The sequence below is a fragment of the Streptomyces sp. NPDC050161 genome, from assembly GCF_044460025.1.
Lineage (GTDB): Bacteria > Actinomycetota > Actinomycetes > Streptomycetales > Streptomycetaceae > Streptomyces.
Genome location: NZ_JBITJM010000006.1, coordinates 234,899 through 254,243 on the forward strand (window position 1 = coordinate 234,899; position 19,345 = coordinate 254,243).

A 19,345-nucleotide genomic window follows, 5' to 3' on the forward strand; every position below is an offset into this window, starting at 1 on the left:
GGCCGTACCGGGTCGTCCCCGCAGCGACAGGTGCCCATGCCGGCAGCTTCTTGACGCGTAGCCGAGGGCACATGCGTCGAGGAGACGACCCGGTACGGCCCCTCCGACCCACCCCACCCACCAACACCAAGCGACCCACCGGCCCCCGCCTCACCCCACCCGCCCGCTCACCACCGGCGGATCATCCGGATCGGGCACCGTGTCCGACCACCCGCCCGGCACGCTCCGCCCCTGCCGCGCGCGGAAGCGGACCGGGGCGGTCCCCACCCGCCGGGTGAACAGCCGGCTGAAGTACGCCGGATCGTCGTAGCCGACCCGCCGCGCCACCGCAGCCACCGGAAGCTCGGTGGCCACCAGCAGCTCCTTGGCCCGCCCCAGCCGGATCCCCAGCAGGTAGTCCTTGGGACTGCACCCCGCCCCACGCCGCACCGCGACCCGCAGTTCGGCCGGGCTCATGCCGTGCCGCGCCGCGTGCTCGGCCACCGACAGCGGCTGGAACGCGTCCCTGGCCAGCGCCTGGAGCACCGGATCGCCGTCCGCGTCGGTGTCGGCCCGCGCCCGCCGCAGCGCGACGAGCAGTTCGTGCACCGCCGCCGAAGCCTCCACCTCCAGCAGCGGATTGCCACGCCGCGCCGCCCGCGCGATCCGCCCCACGGCGGTACGGGCCGCGACGGTGTCGGTGAGCGGCACCACCGGCCGCCCCGGCTCGATGTAGCCCAGCTCCGTGTACGTGTCGGCGACCGGCCCGGTGAAGTCGACGAAGCTCTCGTCCCAGCCGGTCTCCGGGTCGGGCCCGTAGTGGTGGGACACCCCCGGCACCAGCCACAGCAGCGCCGGGGCGGTGACGTCCTGCCGCCGCCCGTCCGGGCCCGTGCACCAGCCGCGGCCCGCGCTGATGACGACGGCGACGTGATGGTCCAGGACCCGCGGCCCCACCGCGGGCAGCGCGCCGTGCTGCAACCCGACGCCCAGGCACACCAGGCCCAGCCGGTGGTGCACCGGGCCCGGCGTGAAATACCGCATCCAGGTGTGGTACATCCCCGGGACCTCCCACCGCCGCCCGCACGGCCGCCGCTCCGTCCAAACAACGCCGATCTTTGTCCATGGACCGCCGCACCGCCAGAGGGCGAAGGTGACCGGCAAGGACGGGCGGGGCCGACGAGAGGCGGGGCGGGCGACGTGAGCGAATTCCTGGTGGGCGAGCGGGACTTCCTGCTGGACGGGCGGCCCCTGCGGCTGCTGTCCGGCGCGCTGCACTACTTCCGGGTGCACGAGGACCAGTGGGACCACCGGCTGACGATGCTGCGCGCCATGGGCCTCAACTGCGTGGAGACCTACGTCCCGTGGAACGTGCACGAACCACGCCGTGGCGACCTGCGGGACACCGGGGCGCTCGGCCGCTTCCTGGACGCCGCCGACCGGGCGGGACTACGGGCCCTGGTCCGGCCGGGACCGTACATCTGCGGCGAGTGGGAGAACGGCGGGCTGCCGCACTGGCTGACCGGGCCGCTGGGCCGCCGGGTGCGGACCCGCGACCCGGAGTACCTGCGGGCGGTCGAGGCGTGGTTTCGCCGGCTGCTCCCCCAGGTCGTCGCCCGCCAGTGCACCCACGGCGGGCCGGTGCTGATGGTGCAGGTGGAGAACGAATACGGGTCCTACGGGTCCGACCCGGCCTATCTCGCGTGGCTCGCCGGGCTGCTGCGGGACCTGGGTGTGACGGTGCCGCTGTGCACGTCCGACGGGCCCGAAGACCACATGCTGACCGGCGGCAGCGTGCCGGGGGCGCTGGCCACCGTCAACTTCGGTTCGGGCGCCCGCGAGGCGTTCGACGTGCTGCGCCGCCACCAGCCTGACGGGCCGCTGATGTGCATGGAGTTCTGGTGCGGCTGGTTCGCGCACTGGGGCGCGGGGCCCGCCGCCCGCGATCCGCTGGAGGCGGCCGGCGCGCTGCGCGAGATCCTCGACCAGGGGGCTTCGGTCAACCTCTACATGGCGCACGGCGGCACCAGCTTCGGCGGTCTGGCGGGCGCCAACCGCGCGGGCCCGCTGCACGAAGGCCCGCTCCGGCCGACGGTCACGTCCTACGACTACGACGCGCCGATCGACGAACGCGGCCGTCCCACCGAGAAGTTCCACCGCTTCCGCGAGGTGCTGGCCCCGCACGCACCGGGCCCGCTGCCCGAGCCGCCCGCCCCCTGCCCGGTGCTCGGCGCGCCCGCCGCCGTACGGCCGGCGGGGTGGGCCGGGCTCGACGCGGTGACGGACGCGCTGGGCGGTGCCGAGGTGCGCGCCGGGGTGCCGCCGACGTTCGAGGAACTGGACGTGGACCGGGGCCTGGTCCGCTACCGGCTGACGGTCCCCGGGCCGCGCGGCCCGTACGAGCTGCGGGTGCGGGGGCTGCGGGACCGTGCGGTGACGTTCGTGGACGGGGTGCCGGGCCCGGTCGTCGACACCGAGGACGCGGTGCTCGGGCCGGTGTCGGGGCCCGCCGTGGTGGAGCTGTGGGTGGAGTCCCTGGGGCGGGTCAACTACGGGCCGCGTCTCGCCGAGTCCAAGGGCCTCACCGGCGGGGTGCTGCACGAGCGGCAGTTCCTGCACGGCGTACGGGCCCGCGGGCTGCGTCTCGACGCGCTGGAGGACGCGGCGGCGGTGGCGCGGCTGCCGTTCGGGCCCGGACTGCCGGGTGCGCGCGGGCTGCACCGGGGGACGGTCACCGTACCGGCGGGCGGGGCGGGCGACGCGATGCTCGAACTGCCGGGCTGGACGCGGGGGTTCGCGTGGGTGAACGGCTTCCCGCTGGGGCGCTACTGGTCGGTGGGACCGCAGGAAGCGCTGTACGTGCCGGGCCCGGTGCTGCGCGAGGGGGCGAACGAGGTGCTGGTGCTGGAGTTGGAGGGGCCGCCGCCGGACGGCACGCCGGGGGAGCCGCGGCTGGTGCCGTGAGCGCCCGGGTGCGGGGTTCCGGGACGCCCCCGGAACCCCGGCGTGCCTGCCTCACACCTCCCTGACCTCGAAGCCGTCCAGGACGAACTCCGCCTTCGCGTCGTCGCCGACCTTGCGCAGCCCCACCCACGCCTCGCCGCGGTCGGGTGCGGTGAACTCGTAGGTGAGGGTGGCGGGTCGGGTCGCGACCGGGAGCGGGCGACGGCTCAGTTCGCGGGCCGCGGGCTCGTCGACGGCGGTGATCCAGGCGTACTGGCCGGCCTTCTCGTTCGCGTAGCGGAAGGTGACGCGGTAGCGGCGGCCCGGCAGGAAGCGGACGGTGTGCAGCACGGTCCGGTGGACGACGCCGGTGTTCTCGCCGCGCGACTTGAGTGACCGGCCGCCGTCCAGGACGTCGTCGATCGCCTTGCCGTTCCAGCCGCGCCGGGTGAACGGCGCGTGCCGCTGGGTGAGATGGGTGCGCGGGTCCGTCGAGCCGCCCGCGTCGCCCTTGACGAAGACGCCCCAGCCTTGCGGGACGTGCTCGAAGTCCTCGTACGCCAGCGTGTCCCGCTCGGTGCTGCGCTCGGCGCGCACCACCCGGATGTTGTCGAAGCGCACCCGCGCCTTTCCGGCCGCCGCGGTCAGCGCGAGGGTGACGGGGCCGCCGCCGTCGGGCACCGTGAAGGGGGTGAACATCCGCTGGAAGCGGGTGCCGTGCTTGCGGTCGGCGGCGACGTAATTGCCCGCGGTGGAGGTCTCGGTCCAGTTGGCCGCGGTGACCCCGTCGGCGGTGCGCACCTCCAGGGCGGCCCGGCGCCGCTCCCCCGCCGCCTCGCCGACCTCGACCTGTACGGACGCGGCGTAGCTGCCGGGCGCCAGCCGGTCGAGGCGCCGGCTGACCGAGGCGGCGGCGCCCGCGCCGATGACCAGTTCGTAGTCGCCCAGGGTGCTCGTCTCGACGCGGGCGGGCCCCGCCACCTGCCAGCCGTCGAGCCCGCCGGAGTGGAATCCCGGGTCGCCGATGCCGGTGCCCTCGCCCCACCGCGGGTCCTGCTGCGCCGGGGCCTTGGTGCGGTAAAGGACGTAGGGGTGGCCGGGGTCCGCGTCGACGGTGACCGCGCCGCCGCGCACCGGCAGTCGCCGTTCCTGGGTTCTGCCCTGGTCGGTGAGGCGGTACGCGTACACCGCGGTGGTCTCCGACCAGCCGCGTGGCAGGGTCCAACGGGTGCTGCCGCCCTGCGGGTTGTAGTGGTAGAGCTTGTCCGGGTCGGTGGCCCTGCGCGGCTCCCAGGGCAGCAGGTAGCGGCCGTCGTCGTAGACCAGCCGGCCGTCGGTGGTGATCTTCCGGGTGCCGTCCGCGTCGGATACGGCGGTCTTCGTCGGCCCTTCGAAGGTGATCTCGTGCGCGGCCCAGGTGCGGATCGGGTACGCCTGGAGGTACTTGGCGGGCAGCGCGTCGCGCCAGATGACGTCGGTGAAGGCGTGCCAGTCGGTCTTGCCGACCCAGCCCTCGAAGTTGCCCATCCGGGGCGCACCCAGCAAGGTGGGCCACTTGTCGGCGAAGACGTCCTTGTGGTGGTTGCGCAGGAAGCGGATCAGCCGGGAGTTGATGCCGCGTGAGGTGTCGGCGCCGTAGTCGGTCTCGTTCGCCCAGTGCGACCAGAGCGAGGAGCGTTCCAGGCCGTGGCCCCATTCGCTGGTGACCTGCCAGCCCTGGTCGTGCAGGTGGCGCTGGAGGCGGTCGGAGTTCCAGCCGGATTCGCGGAAGACGTCGAAGTAGATCATGTTGAGCGCGGGGTCGGTCTGTGCGCGCAGCTGTGCGAGGCGCGCGGCGATGCCGCCGGAGAGCAGGTCGTGGCGGGCGTCGATCCGGTAGGACTGGTCGAGCCAGTCCCACTGTTCGTCGTTCTTGTCCACCAGCTTCTCGGAGAAGGCGTGCGCGACGGGGTAGGACTCGGTGGCGTTGACGTGCACCGCGAAGTCGCTGTTCCACTTCTTGCCGGCCCGCACCAGCGCGTTGAGGTCGTCGAGTCCGCCGGCCCCCGTGTTGTAGTTGCCGCCGTAGTCCGGGTGCGCCGAGTCGTGTCCTTCGGACTGGTAGCCCTTGAGGAGGGTGAACTGCCGCAGTCCGTCGGTGGCCAGCGCGATCCGTTTGACGTTGTCGAGGGTGGCGAGGAACGGATTGGTGGCCTGGCCTGCGAAGTTGAAGGGGATGTGCGGGACGACGCGGAGGTGCTGTTCGTCGGCGCCGCGCGGCACGATCATGATGTCCCGCAGCGCGATGGCGCCGTCCTGCCAGTCGGCCCTGCCGTCGCCGTTGCGGTCGCCGGTGACGACGACCGTCGCGTAGGGCAGCGGTTCGGTGGCGTCCCACGGCGCGCCGGCCGCGCGGTGGGTCCACTGGCCGCAGCCGAGTTGCGCCGTGACGAAGCCGTCGCCGCGCACGGCCTGGTGCCGGAGTCTGCCGTTCTCCCAGGCGGTGGCGCCGGACGGCAGGTCGTGGACGGTGTTGGTCTCGACGGCGGCGGCGAGTTCACCGGTGGACACCACCGCGTACGCGCATCCGGTGGGTGCCTCGTCGGGCTCGGTGTCCGGCGTGACCTGCACCAGGGTGTCGCCGCTGGTGGCCTTGTCGAGGTCGATGCGGGCGGCGAGCAGGGTCGGGGCGGGCTGGTCGCTGCGGACGGCGAGCAGCGCGAGGCCGGGGATTTCCAGGGTGCCGACGGGCCGTGCGGGGGTGTCGTCGATGCCGGTGACCCGCCAGTGGACCTGCCGTCCGGCGACCGCGATCTCGACGGTGATCTCGGTGCCGCCGTCGAAGGTGAGGGTGTAGGCGGCCCGGTCGGCGCGGGTGCGGTGGGTGACCTGCGGGGTGCGGGCGGTGCCGTCGATGAGGACCTGGTGCACGGCGGTCTCCTGGCCGTGCAGGACGGCGCCGGTGGCGCGGTCGGTGTAGGCGACGATGCGCGGGAAGTCGGTGGCGACGCGGACCGTCAACTCCCGGGAGCGCAGGACGGCCTCGCCCGCCCGGGGTGCGGCGGACGCCGGACCGGCGCCGAGCGGCAGAGCGGTGGCGGCCGAGGCGAGGGCGGTGGCGGCGACGATCTCGCGGCGGCTGGGTCCGCCGCGGCCCTTTGTCTGTTCGTTCACGCGCGCCTCCTTCTCGGCACCTGCACTGCTGTCGCCGGACAGCGTGCGGCCGGTGGGGCGGGTGCGCCTATGGACAAAGGAGGGACAGGTGTTGGACTAACGGATGCGGGCCGGCGTTCCCTTGACGCGGGGCCGCGCCGGGGCACAGGGCGGGCCGCCGCCCGTTCTGCGCCCCGGCGCGGTTCCGGCTCAGCTGCCGAGTTCGCCGGCGGCCTTCTGGATGTCGGCCGCGAAGGTGCTCACCTCGCTGTAGACGCCGGGCTTGCCGGGCCGTGCGCAGCCCTCGCCCCACGACACGATGCCGACCTGGAGCCACTCGCCCGCGTCGTCCTTGCGGAACATCGGGCCGCCCGAGTCGCCCTGGCAGGTGTCGACGCCGCCGGTGTCGAGCTTGCCCGCGCAGATCTCGTCGCCCGGGGTCAGCGAGTCGCCGTACGCCTTGCCGCAGGTGGCGTCGTCGATGAACGGGACGGTCGCCTTGAGGAGGTAGCGCTGCTGGTCGCCGCCTTCCTTGTCGGCGCCCCAGCCGGCGATGGTGAAGTCGCCGTTGTTGAGCTTGTCGTCCTGCGCGATCTTCAGCGTGGGCTGGTCGATCGGCTTCTCCAGCTTGATCAGCGCCCAGTCCTTGCCCTTGCCGTTGTAGCCGGGGGCCTGAAGGACTTCCTTGGACTTGACGGTGACGGCGGCGGAGTCCTCCAGGTCGACGACACCGGCGGTGGCGGTGATGTCGGAGTTGGGGCCGCTGCCGTCGACGCAGTGCGCGGCGGTGAGGACGATGTCCTTGGCGTACAGCGCGCCGCCACAGCCCATCGACAGCCGGACCATGAAGGGGAATTCACCCTGCTCGGCCTTGGTGCCGCCGACGACCTTGGTGTGGACACCGGAGGGGTCGGGCGCGGGGGCGGCGGATGCCGTGCCGGGCTGGAGGCTGAAGGCGGCGAGGGCTATCGCACCGAGGGCTGTGGTTCTCTTGAGGTGCTTCAGGGTGCTGCGCAACGGGCTTCCTTTCGTGGGGGGTTGCACGTCGATGACGAGCTCGTGTCCCACCGGAGCCGGTGTGCGCCGCCGGACGGTTCGCGTGGAGAAGGGCAGCACACTTCAAGGCGTCCGGACCCAGTGGGGGATGAGTCCGTAAAGCGCCCTGTGATTATGTGGATAATGCGATCAGGGTGACAAGGGTCCGTAACCGGCCAACTCCCCCGCGCCGCCCGCCCGTACGTCCCGTACCGGCCGGTCCCGCCCGGTCGTAGAGTGGCCCGGTGGCAACGGGCACCCCCGGCGGGGAGATCGCGCACGGCTACCCGCATCTCGACACGGTGCGGGCCTCCCTCACGGCGCTGCACCGCCGCCTCTCGTACGACACGGTGAGCACCTTCGGCACCAGCGTGCTCCCCGTTGACGTGGCCTTCGACGACACGGATGACCTGCATCTGGGAGTGCAGCGGGTGGCCCGCGCGATGGTCCTTCACCTGCGGCTGCCGGATGCCCGGATGGTGGTGTCGTTCCGGTCGATGGAGCACGCCGCGTCCGTCGAACTCGCCGCGGGGCCCGAGTACTTCATCGAGCTGAACGAACGTTTCCGGTCACATCGCAAGGACATCGGCGCGGCCCTGGCGCACGAGGTGATGCACGTCTATCTGCACCGCCTGGACCTGGCCTTCCCCGGCACCCGCGACAACGAGATCCTCACCGACACCGCGACGGCCTACCTGGGCGCCGGCTGGCTGCTGCTGGACGCCTACCGCGAGCACGGCCCGCTCTCGCAGAAGCTGGGCTATCTCACCCCGGAGGAGTTCGGCTACGTCCTGGCGCTGCGCGCGGAGTTCTTCGGCGAGGACCCCGCGCCGTGGTTCACCAGCCCGCAGGCGTACGACGCGTACACGGCGGGGCGGGCGCGGGCCAGGGATGAGGCCCGCAGGCCGCCGCTGGCCGCGGCCGGCTGGGCGGCCAGGCGCCGGTACGCCAGGGCGCGCCGCGCGGCGCACGACGCGCAGCGCACCGCGCCCGACCGGGAGTACGGCTTCGCCTTCGAGGGCCCGGGGCCGCAGCGGGTGTCGTTCCCCTGCCCCGCCTGCCTGCAACGCGTCCGGGTTCCGGTCCGCGGCCGGCTCCAGGCCCGCTGCGGGCTGTGTCACACGCTGCTGGACTGCGACACCTGACGGCGCGCCGGGCCCGTACGGCTCACAGCCAGTCGCGCTCCGGTGTGGCGGTCGGTGTTGCCGGGGCCGAGGACCGCGCGGCCTTCGACGAATCCGATGAGGTCGCCGGGGAACAGGACGCGGGATCCGGGCAGGTGCAGCGCGTCGAGGACCGCCGGGGCGGAGCCGGGTACCGACGTGTCGACCGCGGCGTAGCCGTCCCCCGGCAGGGCGACGAGGTAGACGTGTCCGACGGGGAACGGGAGGTGCCGGATGGTCTCGGTGACCGGTATGAGGGTGTCCATGTCCTGGACGTTGGACAGCTTCGTGCGGCTCTGCCGCGCCTTGCGCCGTCGGCGGATCGCGCGCACGGCGCAACCGGACCGGAACCCGAACGGCGCCTGCTCCGTCCCATCGGTGACCCGAGGAGGCATGTCATGCGAACAACCACCGCGCAGCGGACCACGGCCCTGACCGGCACCGGCCGGCGCGCCGGGGCCCGCACTCTGGCCGCTCTGATCGCCCTGGCCGCCGCAGGCACCGCGGCCCTGTCCGGGTGCGGCGGCGGCACGTCCCAGACCGTGGGCAACGCGCCGCCGAAGAAGCAGGATCCGTTCGAGCAGCGGGCCGACACCGTCGTACGGGACTGGCCGAAGGTGAAGCCGGTCTCCGGGCACCACGACGCGGTGCTGCCGCTGGCCGGCGCGGACCGGCCGAAGGACACCACGGCGCGGGAGCTGACGGTGACGGTCGGCCACGGCGCCTGCGACGCCCATTACGGCACGCACGTCCGCGAGTCGGAGAAGCTGGTGGTGATCTCCGGCTGGAGCGAGAAGAGCAAGACGAAGAAGATGTGCACCGCGCAGCTGGACACCGACAAGGTCAAGGTGAAACTGAAGGACGCGCTCGGCGACCGCAAGATCGTGGACGCGGCCACCGGCAAGCAACTGCCCGCCGCGTAGACCGTGCGCACCCCCGGCGGGAGACGGCCCGGCCGTACGGCCCGCACCGGCCGGCCGGTGCGGGCCGTCGCGCCGACAGAGGCCGGTTGTGCCGGTCAAGGTGCGCTGCAACCCCTGGCCGGCACGACTACCGAGGTGCGAATTTCGGCCCGTCGGGTGCTTCTACCACGGTGAACCGGGCTGCCAGTTCCGCAAAGGGCCGGCCGTCGTACTCGGGCGGCACCTCAAGTTCTGCGATCCTGCGGTCGTCGCTGGGAACAAGACGAATCCTGACGCGCTCGTCACCCTCCTCGACGATTTCCGCAAGGGCGATGATGTTCCCGTCTTCACCGAACGACGCTTCTACGCGCATGAACTGATCCGTCCTCTCTTTTTCACACGGTGACAAGCATGAGCAACATAACGAACTGTGTGTTTCCGGTGGCCCGAAGCTCCACGCCCCAGAAGGGGGGAATCGGATCGTTGCCTTCCCAGTATGCGTACTCCGACACATACTGGAGCCGGGAGAGCGCATCGGTGAAGGGGTGGAAGTACACGCACGGCCGAATCCAGGCGAATACATTCGGATTCTTGCCGAAATCGCGCGCAAATGTCTGCTGCTGTCCGTCCGCAAGGAACAGAAAGGGACTGCGCAGCACTTCAATATTCGCCACGGATCTCTCCTTCTTCATTCGGGAATTTTTTACAAGAAGAGGGTTCCCTTGCGAATATTTCGCGAACGCGGATGGTGTGAATTTAACTCGCCTGGACGATGGCACTGCCCGTAAAGGTGCCGGACAAAGAAAAAGCGTCTCCGGCCGGCGATCCGCACCGCACGGGCCCGTGTGCGCGGACACTTCTGGAAATCGGCCGGACAGGCAGGCCCGGACGCCGGGTCCTCGCCCTGGCGGCAACTACCCTTCCCGCATGAGCCCTTCCATCGCCCGTGCCACCCGCGTCGAACTGCCGGAGCTGCTGGAGTTCGTCCGCCCGCGCCACCGCGCCATCCTGCTGACCCGCCGTTCCGACGGCACCCCGCAGGGCTCGCCGCTGACCTGCGGGGTGGACAACTCCGGGCGTCTGGTGATGTCGACGTATCCGGAGCGCGCCAAGGTCCGCAACATCCGCCGGGCGCCGTCGGCCAGTGTGATCGTGCTGTCCGACGAGTGGAACGGGCCGTGGGTGCAGATCGACGGCGAGGCCGAGGTGCTCGACGTGCCGGACTCGATCGAGCCGCTGGTCGAGTACTTCCGCAACATCTCCGGCGAGCACCCGGACTGGGACGAGTACCGCGAGGCGATGCGTACCCAGGGCAAGTCGCTGATCCGGGTGACGCCGCTGCGCTGGGGCCCGGTCGCCACCGGCGGCTTCCCCGCCCGTCTGGTGGCGGGCGAGGAGTGACGGCGGCACGTCAACGGGTGCGGTGGGCACCCCCGTTGACGTGCAGCACCTGCCCGGTGAGGTGCCGGGCCGCGGGGGACGCGAGGAACGCGACGGTGCCCGCGATGTCCGCGGGCACGCCGGGGCGTCCCGTCGGTGTGGCGTCGATGAGGGTCCGGCGGCGTTCTTCGGGGAGCTGTCCGTGGAAGAACTCGGTGTCGGCGATGTAGCCGGGCGAGACGACGTTGGCGGTGATGCCGCGCGGGCCCAGCTCGGCGGCCAGTCCTGAGTTCCAGGCGGCGAGTGCCGCCTTGGCCGCGCCGTAGGATCCGGCCCCGGTGTCGGCGGCGATCGAGCCGATGTGCACCACCGCGCCGCCGTCCGCGAGCCGCGCGTCCAGGGCGCGGACGGTCAGGGCGGCGGTGAGCAGGTTGGCGTCGAGGTTGGCGCGGAAGTCGCGGGCGTAGGCGGCGAGGTCGTCGGCGCCGTCGGTCTGGAAGTCGGTGTTGCCGCCCGCGTTGTTGACCAGTACGTCGATGTGTGCGGGGAGCGTGTCGAGGAGTGCGGCCAGGGCCGCGGGGTCGGTGTGGTCGCAGGTCACCGCGCGGATGCCGGCGCGGTCCGCGGTTTCCTTGAGGGGGCCGGGGCGGCGTCCGGTGACGACGACGTCGTCGCCCGCCGCGGCGAAGTGGTGGGCGACGGCCCTGCCGATGCCCGTACCGCCACCGGTGACCAGGATGGTGCGTGTCATACGATGAGCTCCGCTCTGTTCGTTCAGCTCTAAATTCAGGGCTAAATTTAGAGCTGAACATAACACTTCCAGGAGGTCGGGTGGCAAGCACACCGAAGAATCAGGACGGCCGCGGCGACCCCGCGGCCGGCGCCGGCACGGACCCCGTCGAGGAGATCGCCACGGCCTGGCAGCGCGAGCGGCCCGGCACCCCGGTCTCCTCGATCGGGATCGTCACGCCCCTGTGGCAGCTGGCCAAGCTGTTCGGCGACGACCGCCGCCGGGTGCTGGCGCGGGCCGGCGTGGATCCGGCCACCCTCGACCTGCTGAGCGTGCTGCGGCGCGGCGGCGAGCCCTACGCCCTCACCACCAGGGAACTCGCCCACCGCTGTCTGGTCACCGCGGGCGCCGTCTCGCAGCGGGTGGCACGCGCCGAACGCGAGGGCCTGGTCACCCGCGAGCCCGGTGAGGGCCGGCCGCGCAGCGTGCTGGTGCGGCTGACGGCGGCGGGCCACGAGCGGGTCGAGGCGACCGTCGACCAAGTCCTGGGCCGCGAGACGGAGTTGCTCGACGCGCTCACCGACGAGCAGCAGGACCAGCTGGCCGGGCTGCTGCGGATCCTGCTGCGCGATGCCCAGCAGCGGCTCGGCGACGACCGGATCGGCCAGGTGGGCGCGGACTGACCGGGGCGGGTACCGGGACGTGCCAGGAAACGACGCGCGGCGCCTGCCCTCCGGTCGGGGAGGGGGACAGGCGCCGCGGTACGGGGGCCGGGATTCTCCCCGGTCCCATGCCGCCGCACGACGTTGTGCGGGACAGCGGGGGACGGATCGCTACACGGTCAGTGCGCGGTCCGTCGGCTTGATGGGAGCCGGCAGGGCGCTGGCTCCGGTGAGGAAGCGGTCCACGCCCCGGGCGGCCGAGCGGCCCTCGGCGATGGCCCAGACGATGAGGGACTGGCCGCGGCCCGCGTCACCGGCGACGTACACGCCGGGCACGTTGGTGGCGAACTCCGCGTCGCGGGCGACGTTGCCGCGCGCGTCCAGCTCCAGGCCGAACTGCTCGACCATACCGTTGGCCTGGTCCGTGCCGGTGAACCCCATGGCCAGAGTGACCAGTTGGGCGGGGATGCGGCGCTCCGTGCCCGGCTTCTGCTCCAGCTTGCCGTCCTTGAACTCCACCTCGATCAGGTGCAGCCACTGGACGTTGCCGTCCTCGTCGCCCTCGAAGTGGGTGGTGGAGACGGAGTAGACCCGCTCGCCGCCCTCCTCGTGCGCGGAGGTGACCTTGTAGAGCATCGGGAACGTCGGCCAGGGCTGGCCCGGGTTCCGCTCATCCCCCGGCTTGGGCATGATCTCCAGCTGGGTGACGGACGCGGCGCCCTGGCGGTGGGCGGTGCCGACGCAGTCGGCGCCGGTGTCGCCGCCGCCGATGACCACGACGTGCTTGCCTTCGGCGCTGATCGGGGCGACGGTCAGGTCGCCCTCCTGCACCTTGTTGGCCAGCGGCAGGTACTCCATCGCGGCGTGGATGCCGTTCAGTTCGCGTCCGGGCACCGGCAGGTCACGGGAGGTGGTGGCGCCCGCCGCGATCACCACGGCGTCGTAGCGCTTGCGCAGCTTCTTCGCGTCGATGTCCCGGCCGATCTCCATCTCGGTACGGAACTTGGTGCCCTCCGCCCGCATCTGCTCGATGCGGCGGTTGATGTGGCTCTTCTCCATCTTGAACGCGGGGATGCCGTAGCGCAGCAGCCCGCCGAGCCGGTCGGCGCGCTCGTAGACGGCGACGGTGTGGCCCGCCCGGGTCAGCTGCTGGGCGGCGGCGAGTCCAGCAGGGCCCGAGCCGATGACGGCGACGGTCTTGCCGGAGAGCCGCTCGGGCGGCTGCGGGGTGACGTCACCGCTGTCCCACGCCTTGTCGATGATGGTGACTTCGACGTTCTTGATGGTGACGGGCTGCTGGTTGATGCCCAGCACACAGGCCGCCTCGCACGGCGCGGGGCACAGCCGTCCGGTGAACTCCGGGAAGTTGTTGGTCGCGTGCAGCCGCTCGCTGGCCGCGCTCCAGTCGTCCCGCCAGGCGTAGTCGTTCCACTCGGGGATGAGGTTGCCCAGCGGACAGCCGTTGTGGCAGAAGGGGATGCCGCAGTCCATGCAGCGGGACGCCTGCTTGCTGATGATCGGCAGCAGGGAGCCGGGCTGGTAGACCTCGTTCCAGTCCTTGACGCGCTCCTCGACGGGGCGGGTCGTGGCGACCTCGCGGTCGTGGTTCAGGAAGCCCTTGGGGTCAGCCATGGGTCGCCGCCTCCATCATCTTCTCGTGGGTCGCGGACTCGGAGAGTCCGGCCAGCTCGGCGGCGTCCTTGGCGGCGAGCACTGCCTGGTAGGTGGGCGGGATGACCTTGCTGAAGCGGGCCGCGGCTCCATCCCAGTCGGCCAGGAGCTTCGCGGCGACGGTCGAGCCGGTCTCCTCCTGGTGGCGGCGCACGACGTCGTGCAGCCACTGCTTGTCGGCCTCGTCCAACGCGTGGACGGCGTCGGCCAGTTCCTTGTTGACGTGGGCCGGGTCGAGGTCGATGACGTAGGCGTAGCCGCCGGACATGCCGGCCGCGAAGTTGCGGCCGGTCTCGCCCAGGACGACCGCGTTGCCGCCGGTCATGTACTCGCAGCCGTGGTCGCCGACACCCTCGGAGACCACCGTCGCGCCGGAGTTGCGGACGCAGAACCGTTCGCCGACCCGGCCGCGCAGGTACAGCTCGCCGCCGGTCGCGCCGTAGGCGAGGGTGTTGCCCGCGATGGTGGAGTACTCGGCGAGGTGGTCGGCGCCGCGGTCCGGGCGGACCACGATCCGGCCGCCGGACAGGCCCTTGCCGACGTAGTCGTTGGCGTCGCCCTCAAGGCGCAGCGTGACACCGCGCGGCAGGAACGCGCCGAAGGACTGGCCGGCCGAGCCGGTGAAGGTGAGGTCGATGGTGTCGTCGGGCAGCCCCGCGCCGCCGAACTTCTTCGTGACCTCGTGGCCGAGCATCGTGCCGACGGTCCGGTTGATGTTCCGGATGGCGACCTGGGCGCGCACCGGCTGGGCGGCCTCGGCGGTGTCGGCGGACAGCGCGTCGGCGGCGAGCTTGATCAGCTCATTGTCCAGGGCCTTCGCCAGGCCGTGATCCTGGACGGTGACCTGGTGGCGGACGGCGCCGTCGGGCAGCTCCGGCACGTGCAGCAGCGGTGCCAGGTCCAGGCCCTGGGCCTTCCAGTGGTCGACGGCCTGCGTGGTGTCGAGGATCTCGGCGCGGCCGATGACCTCGTCCAGGCTCCGGAAGCCCAGCTCGGCAAGCAGCTCGCGGACCTCTTCGGCGATGAACTCGAAGAAGTTGACGAGGTATTCGGCCTTGCCGCTGAACCGCTCGCGCAGCGCCGGGTTCTGGGTGGCGATGCCCACCGGGCAGGTGTCCAGGTGGCAGACGCGCATCATGACGCAGCCGGAGACGACCAGCGGAGCGGTCGCGAAACCGAACTCCTCGGCGCCCAGCAGGGCGGCGATGACGACATCCCTGCCGGTCTTGAGCTGGCCGTCGGTCTGCACGACGATGCGGTCGCGCAGGCCGTTGAGCAGCAGCGTCTGCTGGGTCTCGGCGAGGCCCAGCTCCCAGGGGCCGCCCGCGTGCTTGAGCGAGGTGAGCGGCGACGCGCCCGTGCCGCCGTCGTGTCCCGAGATGAGGACGACGTCGGCGTGCGCCTTGGAGACGCCCGCGGCGACGGTCCCGACGCCGACCTCGGACACCAGCTTGACGTGAATGCGCGCCCGGGGGTTGGCGTTCTTCAGGTCGTGGATGAGCTGGGCGAGGTCCTCGATGGAGTAGATGTCGTGGTGCGGCGGCGGGGAGATGAGTCCCACGCCCGGCGTCGAGTGCCGGGTCTTGGCGACCCAGGGGTAGACCTTGTGGCCCGGCAGCTGGCCGCCCTCGCCCGGCTTGGCGCCCTGCGCCATCTTGATCTGGATGTCGTCGGAGTTGACGAGGTATTCGCTGGTCACACCGAAGCGGCCGGAGGCGACCTGCTTGATGGACGAGCGGCGCGCCGGGTCGTACAGGCGCTCCGGGTCCTCGCCGCCCTCACCGGTGTTGGACTTGCCGCCCAGCTGGTTCATGGCGATGGCGAGGGTCTCGTGCGCCTCGCGGGAGATCGACCCGTAGGACATCGCGCCGGTGGAGAAGCGCTTGACGATCTCGGACGCCGGCTCGACCTCGTCGAGCGGGACGGGGGGCCGCTCGGAGGTGCCGTTCTTCCCCGACTTCAGGCCGAACAGGCCGCGCAGCGTCATCAGCCGCTCGGACTGCTCGTTCACCCGCTCCGTGTACTGCTTGAAGATGTCGTAGCGGCGCGAGCGGGTGGAGTGCTGGAGCCGGAAGACGGTGTCCGGGTCAAAGAGGTGCGGCTCGCCCTCGCGGCGCCACTGGTACTCGCCGCCGATGTCCAGCGCGCGGTGCGTGGCGGCGATGCCGGAGACCGGGTACGCCTTGGCGTGCCGCGCCGCGACCTCCTTGGCGATGACGTCGAGCCCGGCGCCGCCGATCTTGGTGGCGGTGCCCTGGAAGTACCTGCCGACGAACTCCTCGTCCAGGCCGACGGCCTCGAAGACCTGCGCGCCGCGGTAGGAGGCGACGGTCGAGATGCCCATCTTGGACATGACCTTCAGGACGCCCTTGCCGAGCGCCTTGATGAGGTTCCTGATGGCCTCTTCGGCGTCCGTGCCCGGCAGGAACGTACCGGCCCGCACCAGGTCCTCGACGGATTCCATGGCGAGGTAGGGGTTGACCGCGGCGGCGCCGTAGCCGATGAGCAGCGCGACGTGGTGCACCTCGCGCACGTCGCCCGCCTCGACCAGCAGGCCGACCTGGGTGCGTTCCTTGGTGGCGATGAGGTGGTGGTGGACCGCGGCGGTGAGCAGCAGCGAGGGAATCGGGGCGTGTTCGGCGTCGGAGTGGCGGTCGGAGAGCACGATCAGCCGGGCGCCGTCGTCGATGGCGGCGTCCGCCTCGGCGCAGATCTCGGCGATCCGGGCGGCCAGCGACGCGCCGCCGCCGGAGACCCGGTAGAGGCCGGCGAGGGTGACGGCCTTCATGTCGGGCATGTCGCCGTCGGCGTTGATGTGGATGAGCTTGGCCAGCTCGTCGTTGTCGATGACCGGGAACGGCAGGGTCACGCTGCGGCAGGAGGCCGCGGTGGGCTCCAGGAGGTTGCCCTGGGGGCCGAGCGAGGAGATCAGCGAGGTGACGAGTTCCTCGCGGATGGCGTCCAGCGGCGGGTTGGTGACCTGCGCGAAGAGCTGGGTGAAGTAGTCGAAGAGCAGCCGGGGGCGGTCGGAGAGCGCGGCGATCGGCGAGTCGGTGCCCATCGAGCCGATCGGCTCGGCGCCGGCCTTGGCCATCGGCGCGAGCAGCACCCGCAGCTCTTCCTCGGTGTAGCCGAAGGTCTGCTGGCGGCGGGTGACCGAGGCGTGGGTGTGCACGATGTGCTCGCGCTCGGGCAGGTCGGCGAGGTCGATCAGGCCCTCGTCCAGCCACTGCTGGTACGGCTTCTCGGCGGCGAGCTGCGCCTTGATCTCGTCGTCCTCGATGATGCGGTGCTCGGCGGTGTCCACGAGGAACATCCGGCCGGGCTGGAGGCGGCCCTTGCGGACGACCTTGGCGGGGTCGATGTCGAGGACGCCGACCTCGGACGAGAGCACGACCAGGCCGTCGTCGGTGACCCAGTACCGCCCGGGGCGCAGGCCGTTGCGGTCCAGGACCGCGCCGACCTGGGTGCCGTCGGTGAAGGTGACGCAGGCCGGGCCGTCCCAGGGCTCCATCATCGTGGAGTGGTACTGGTAGAAGGCGCGGCGGGCGGGGTCCATGGCCGGGGAGTTCTCCCACGCCTCGGGGACCATCATCAGCACCGAGTGCGGCAGCGACCGGCCGCCGAGGTGCAGCAGTTCGAGCACCTCGTCGAAGGAGGCGGAGTCGGAGGCGTCCGGGGTGCAGACGGGGAAGATCCGCTCCAGGTCGCGCTCCCCGAAGAGCTTCGACGCGAGCTGCGATTCGCGGGCGCGCATCCAGTTGCGGTTGCCCTTGACCGTGTTGATCTCGCCGTTGTGCGCGACGAAGCGGTACGGGTGGGCCAGCGGCCAGCTCGGGAAGGTGTTGGTGGAGAACCGCGAGTGGACCAGGGCGATGGCCGTGGCGAAGCGGCGGTCGGACAGGTCGGGGAAGAACGGCTCCAGCTGCCCGGTGGTCAGCATGCCCTTGTAGACGACGGTCCTGGAGGAGAGCGAGGGGAAGTAGACCCCGGCCTCCCGCTCGGCGCGCTTGCGCAGCGCGAACGCCTTGCGGTCCAGGGCGAGTCCGGTGCCCGCGGCGCCGTCCGCGTCCGCGACGAACAGCTGGGAGAAGGCCGGCATGGTGGCGCGGGCGCCGTTGCCGAGGAGCTGCGGGGCGACCGGGACGACCCGCCAGCCCAGGACGTCCAGGCCCTCTTCCGCGGCCATCGTCTCGATGCGCGAGACCGCTTCGGCCGCATCCTGGGCCTCTGCCGGGAGGAAGGCGATGCCGACGGCGTACCCGCCGGCCTCGGGAAGCGCGAAGGTGACGTTCTCCCGCAAAAACGCGTCCGGCACCTGGAGCAGGATGCCCGCACCGTCGCCCGAGTCGGGCTCGGAACCGGTGGCGCCGCGGTGCTCCAGATTCGTCAGGACGGTGAGCGCCTGCTCGACCAGCGCGTGGCTGGCCTCGCCGGTGAGGGTGGCCACGAAGCCGACGCCACAGGCATCGTGCTCGTTGCGCGGGTCGTACATCCCCTGCTGGGCGGGGCGCCCGTCCATGGGCGACCATGCGGCGCTGGCGCTGCCGGTGGTCGCGGAGTGCGTGGACGCGGAACGCATCGGCTCTCCCAACGTCGTCGTGGCAAAGGCATTGCCGAGGGACGACGTTGGCCCTCCGCGAAATTTCGTGCAGGTTACAGGATGGCCCGCTTCTCGAAAAGCGGATAGAGCCTTCCAACATACGGACACCGCACGGGGCGGCGAGTCAGGGACGCGGACGGACAAAGCGATCCGAAAGCGTGGCGTGCACCGAGCGACATTGCCCGTGACGCCTCGGCCTTATGCCCGGCCGTCAACACGATGAAACCGCCGGGTAACGCGTTAATTATGTGCCGGCCCGCATGGCGCGTCACCCTACGACGGTTCCGAACACCGTTCCCAGGATGTACGTCACACCCGCAGCCGCGCCACCGAGAGCCAGCTGCCGCAGCCCGCTGAACCACCACGACCTGGCCGTCACCCGCGCCACGACCGCCCCGCACGCGAAGAGCCCGACCAGCGCGAGAATCACCGCGGGCCACAATGCGGAAGCCCCCAGCAAGTAAGGAAGCACAGGCAAAAGCGCGCCCAATGCAAATGAACCAAAGGAAGAAACCGCGGCCACCATGGGCGAAGGAAGGTCCGACGGGTCAATACCCAATTCCTCGCGCGCGTGAATCTCCAGCGCCTGCTCCGGGTCCTTCGACAGCTGGTCGGCGACCTGCCCGGCAAGGGCGGGCTCGACCCCGCGGGACTCGTACAGGGCGGCCAGCTCGTCCCGCTCGTCCTTGGGATGCGCCCGCAGTTCGCTCCGCTCGATGTCCAGCTCGGCGAGGACCAGTTCACGCTGCGAGGCGACCGACGTGTACTCACCCGCCGCCATCGAGAAGGCACCGGCCGCAAGCCCCGCCAGGCCGGTGATGATCAGCGTCTGCTGGGACACCGCGCCACCCGCGACACCCGTCATCAGCGCGAGGTTCGACACCAGACCGTCCATCGCCCCGAAGACGGCGGGGCGCAGCCAGCCGCCATTGACGTCACGGTGCGTGTGGTTGTCGCGGTGGGCTACGTGGGTCGGCGCCGAAGCGTCCATGACTCCTATGACAGACATGCGGGACCTACTCCCTTCAGCGAGGTGTGGGCCGCTATCGGCACTTCCCCCTCCAACACATCGAAAGTAGGCGGCAAGACCCGTCCGCCGCTAGCAAGGAAGGCCGAACTTACCTCTCTGACCTGCGGTTTCTCCT

At 71.5% G+C, this 19,345-nt stretch carries 15 protein-coding genes; 5 read left to right on the plus strand and 10 right to left on the minus strand.

Features of this window, described 5'->3' with window-relative positions; genetic code table 11:
- Positions 1-150: 150 nt before the first annotated feature.
- On the minus strand, positions 151-1,038 hold the full coding sequence (locus ACIBK8_RS13415; protein WP_393679372.1) for a helix-turn-helix domain-containing protein: 888 nt from the start codon (positions 1,036-1,038) through the stop codon (positions 151-153).
- A gap of 141 nt (positions 1,039-1,179) precedes the next feature.
- On the opposite strand from ACIBK8_RS13415, the gene ACIBK8_RS13420 reads away from it, so the two are divergent.
- Positions 1,180-2,943 (plus strand): beta-galactosidase family protein, encoded by a 1,764-nt coding sequence (locus ACIBK8_RS13420; protein WP_399041887.1) that lies wholly within the window; start codon positions 1,180-1,182, stop codon positions 2,941-2,943.
- A 51-nt stretch (positions 2,944-2,994) separates the two neighbouring features.
- On the opposite strand, the gene ACIBK8_RS13425 is transcribed toward ACIBK8_RS13420, so the two are convergent.
- On the minus strand, positions 2,995-6,075 hold the full coding sequence (locus ACIBK8_RS13425) for an endo-alpha-N-acetylgalactosaminidase family protein (protein ID WP_399041888.1): 3,081 nt from the start codon (positions 6,073-6,075) through the stop codon (positions 2,995-2,997).
- 189 nt (positions 6,076-6,264) lie between these two features.
- The gene (locus ACIBK8_RS13430) at positions 6,265-7,071 is read right to left on the minus strand and encodes a S1 family peptidase (protein ID WP_399041889.1); all 807 of its coding nucleotides are present in this window, start codon (positions 7,069-7,071) and stop codon (positions 6,265-6,267) included.
- A 263-nt stretch (positions 7,072-7,334) separates the two neighbouring features.
- Between ACIBK8_RS13430 and ACIBK8_RS13435 the strand changes: the two genes are divergently transcribed.
- Positions 7,335-8,234: a hypothetical protein gene (locus tag ACIBK8_RS13435; RefSeq protein WP_399041890.1), complete on the plus strand. Its 900-nt coding sequence runs from the start codon at positions 7,335-7,337 to the stop codon at positions 8,232-8,234.
- Here ACIBK8_RS13435 and ACIBK8_RS13440 read toward each other — a convergent pair.
- Positions 8,207-8,584 carry a hypothetical protein gene (locus ACIBK8_RS13440; RefSeq protein WP_399041891.1) on the minus strand — a complete coding sequence of 126 codons (378 nt, stop codon included), beginning with the start codon at positions 8,582-8,584 and terminating at the stop codon, positions 8,207-8,209. The genes ACIBK8_RS13435 and ACIBK8_RS13440 overlap by 28 nt on opposite strands.
- Positions 8,585-8,650: 66 nt before the next feature.
- On the opposite strand from ACIBK8_RS13440, the gene ACIBK8_RS13445 reads away from it, so the two are divergent.
- Positions 8,651-9,175, plus strand: coding sequence for a hypothetical protein (locus tag ACIBK8_RS13445; protein ID WP_399041892.1), 525 nt, complete (start codon positions 8,651-8,653; stop codon positions 9,173-9,175).
- A 127-nt stretch (positions 9,176-9,302) separates the two neighbouring features.
- Here ACIBK8_RS13445 and ACIBK8_RS13450 read toward each other — a convergent pair whose 3' ends face one another.
- Together ACIBK8_RS13450 and ACIBK8_RS13455 are read right to left on the minus strand one after the other, a co-directional pair.
- A complete protein-coding gene (locus ACIBK8_RS13450) occupies positions 9,303-9,527 on the minus strand; it encodes a hypothetical protein (RefSeq protein WP_399041893.1) in 225 nt (74 codons plus the stop codon).
- 22 nt (positions 9,528-9,549) lie between these two features.
- The gene (locus tag ACIBK8_RS13455) at positions 9,550-9,828 is read right to left on the minus strand and encodes a hypothetical protein (RefSeq protein ID WP_393679385.1); all 279 of its coding nucleotides are present in this window, start codon (positions 9,826-9,828) and stop codon (positions 9,550-9,552) included.
- A gap of 253 nt (positions 9,829-10,081) precedes the next feature.
- Between ACIBK8_RS13455 and ACIBK8_RS13460 the strand changes: the two genes are divergently transcribed.
- Positions 10,082-10,555: a PPOX class F420-dependent oxidoreductase gene (locus ACIBK8_RS13460; RefSeq protein ID WP_399041894.1), complete on the plus strand. Its 474-nt coding sequence runs from the start codon at positions 10,082-10,084 to the stop codon at positions 10,553-10,555.
- Between the two features lie 10 nt (positions 10,556-10,565).
- On the opposite strand, the gene ACIBK8_RS13465 is transcribed toward ACIBK8_RS13460, so the two are convergent.
- Positions 10,566-11,285 (minus strand): SDR family NAD(P)-dependent oxidoreductase, encoded by a 720-nt coding sequence (locus tag ACIBK8_RS13465; RefSeq protein ID WP_399041896.1) that lies wholly within the window; start codon positions 11,283-11,285, stop codon positions 10,566-10,568.
- An 80-nt stretch (positions 11,286-11,365) separates the two neighbouring features.
- Here ACIBK8_RS13465 and ACIBK8_RS13470 point away from each other — a divergent pair, with 80 nt between their 5' ends.
- Entirely contained in the window at positions 11,366-11,947 is a 582-nt protein-coding gene (locus ACIBK8_RS13470; RefSeq protein WP_399041898.1) for a MarR family winged helix-turn-helix transcriptional regulator, read from the plus strand.
- A 150-nt stretch (positions 11,948-12,097) separates the two neighbouring features.
- Here ACIBK8_RS13470 and ACIBK8_RS13475 read toward each other — a convergent pair whose 3' ends face one another.
- The 3 genes from ACIBK8_RS13475 to ACIBK8_RS13485 all read right to left on the minus strand — a co-directional run bounded on the left by ACIBK8_RS13475 (position 12,098) and on the right by ACIBK8_RS13485 (position 19,209).
- Positions 12,098-13,558: a glutamate synthase subunit beta gene (locus ACIBK8_RS13475; RefSeq protein WP_399041899.1), complete on the minus strand. Its 1,461-nt coding sequence runs from the start codon at positions 13,556-13,558 to the stop codon at positions 12,098-12,100.
- A complete protein-coding gene (gene gltB, locus ACIBK8_RS13480) occupies positions 13,551-18,179 on the minus strand; it encodes a glutamate synthase large subunit (RefSeq protein ID WP_399041902.1) in 4,629 nt (1,542 codons plus the stop codon). The genes ACIBK8_RS13475 and gltB overlap by 8 nt, the downstream gene beginning before the upstream one ends.
- 289 nt (positions 18,180-18,468) lie before the next feature.
- Positions 18,469-19,209, minus strand: coding sequence for a VIT1/CCC1 transporter family protein (locus ACIBK8_RS13485; RefSeq protein WP_399041903.1), 741 nt, complete (start codon positions 19,207-19,209; stop codon positions 18,469-18,471).
- Positions 19,210-19,345 lie beyond the last annotated feature (136 nt).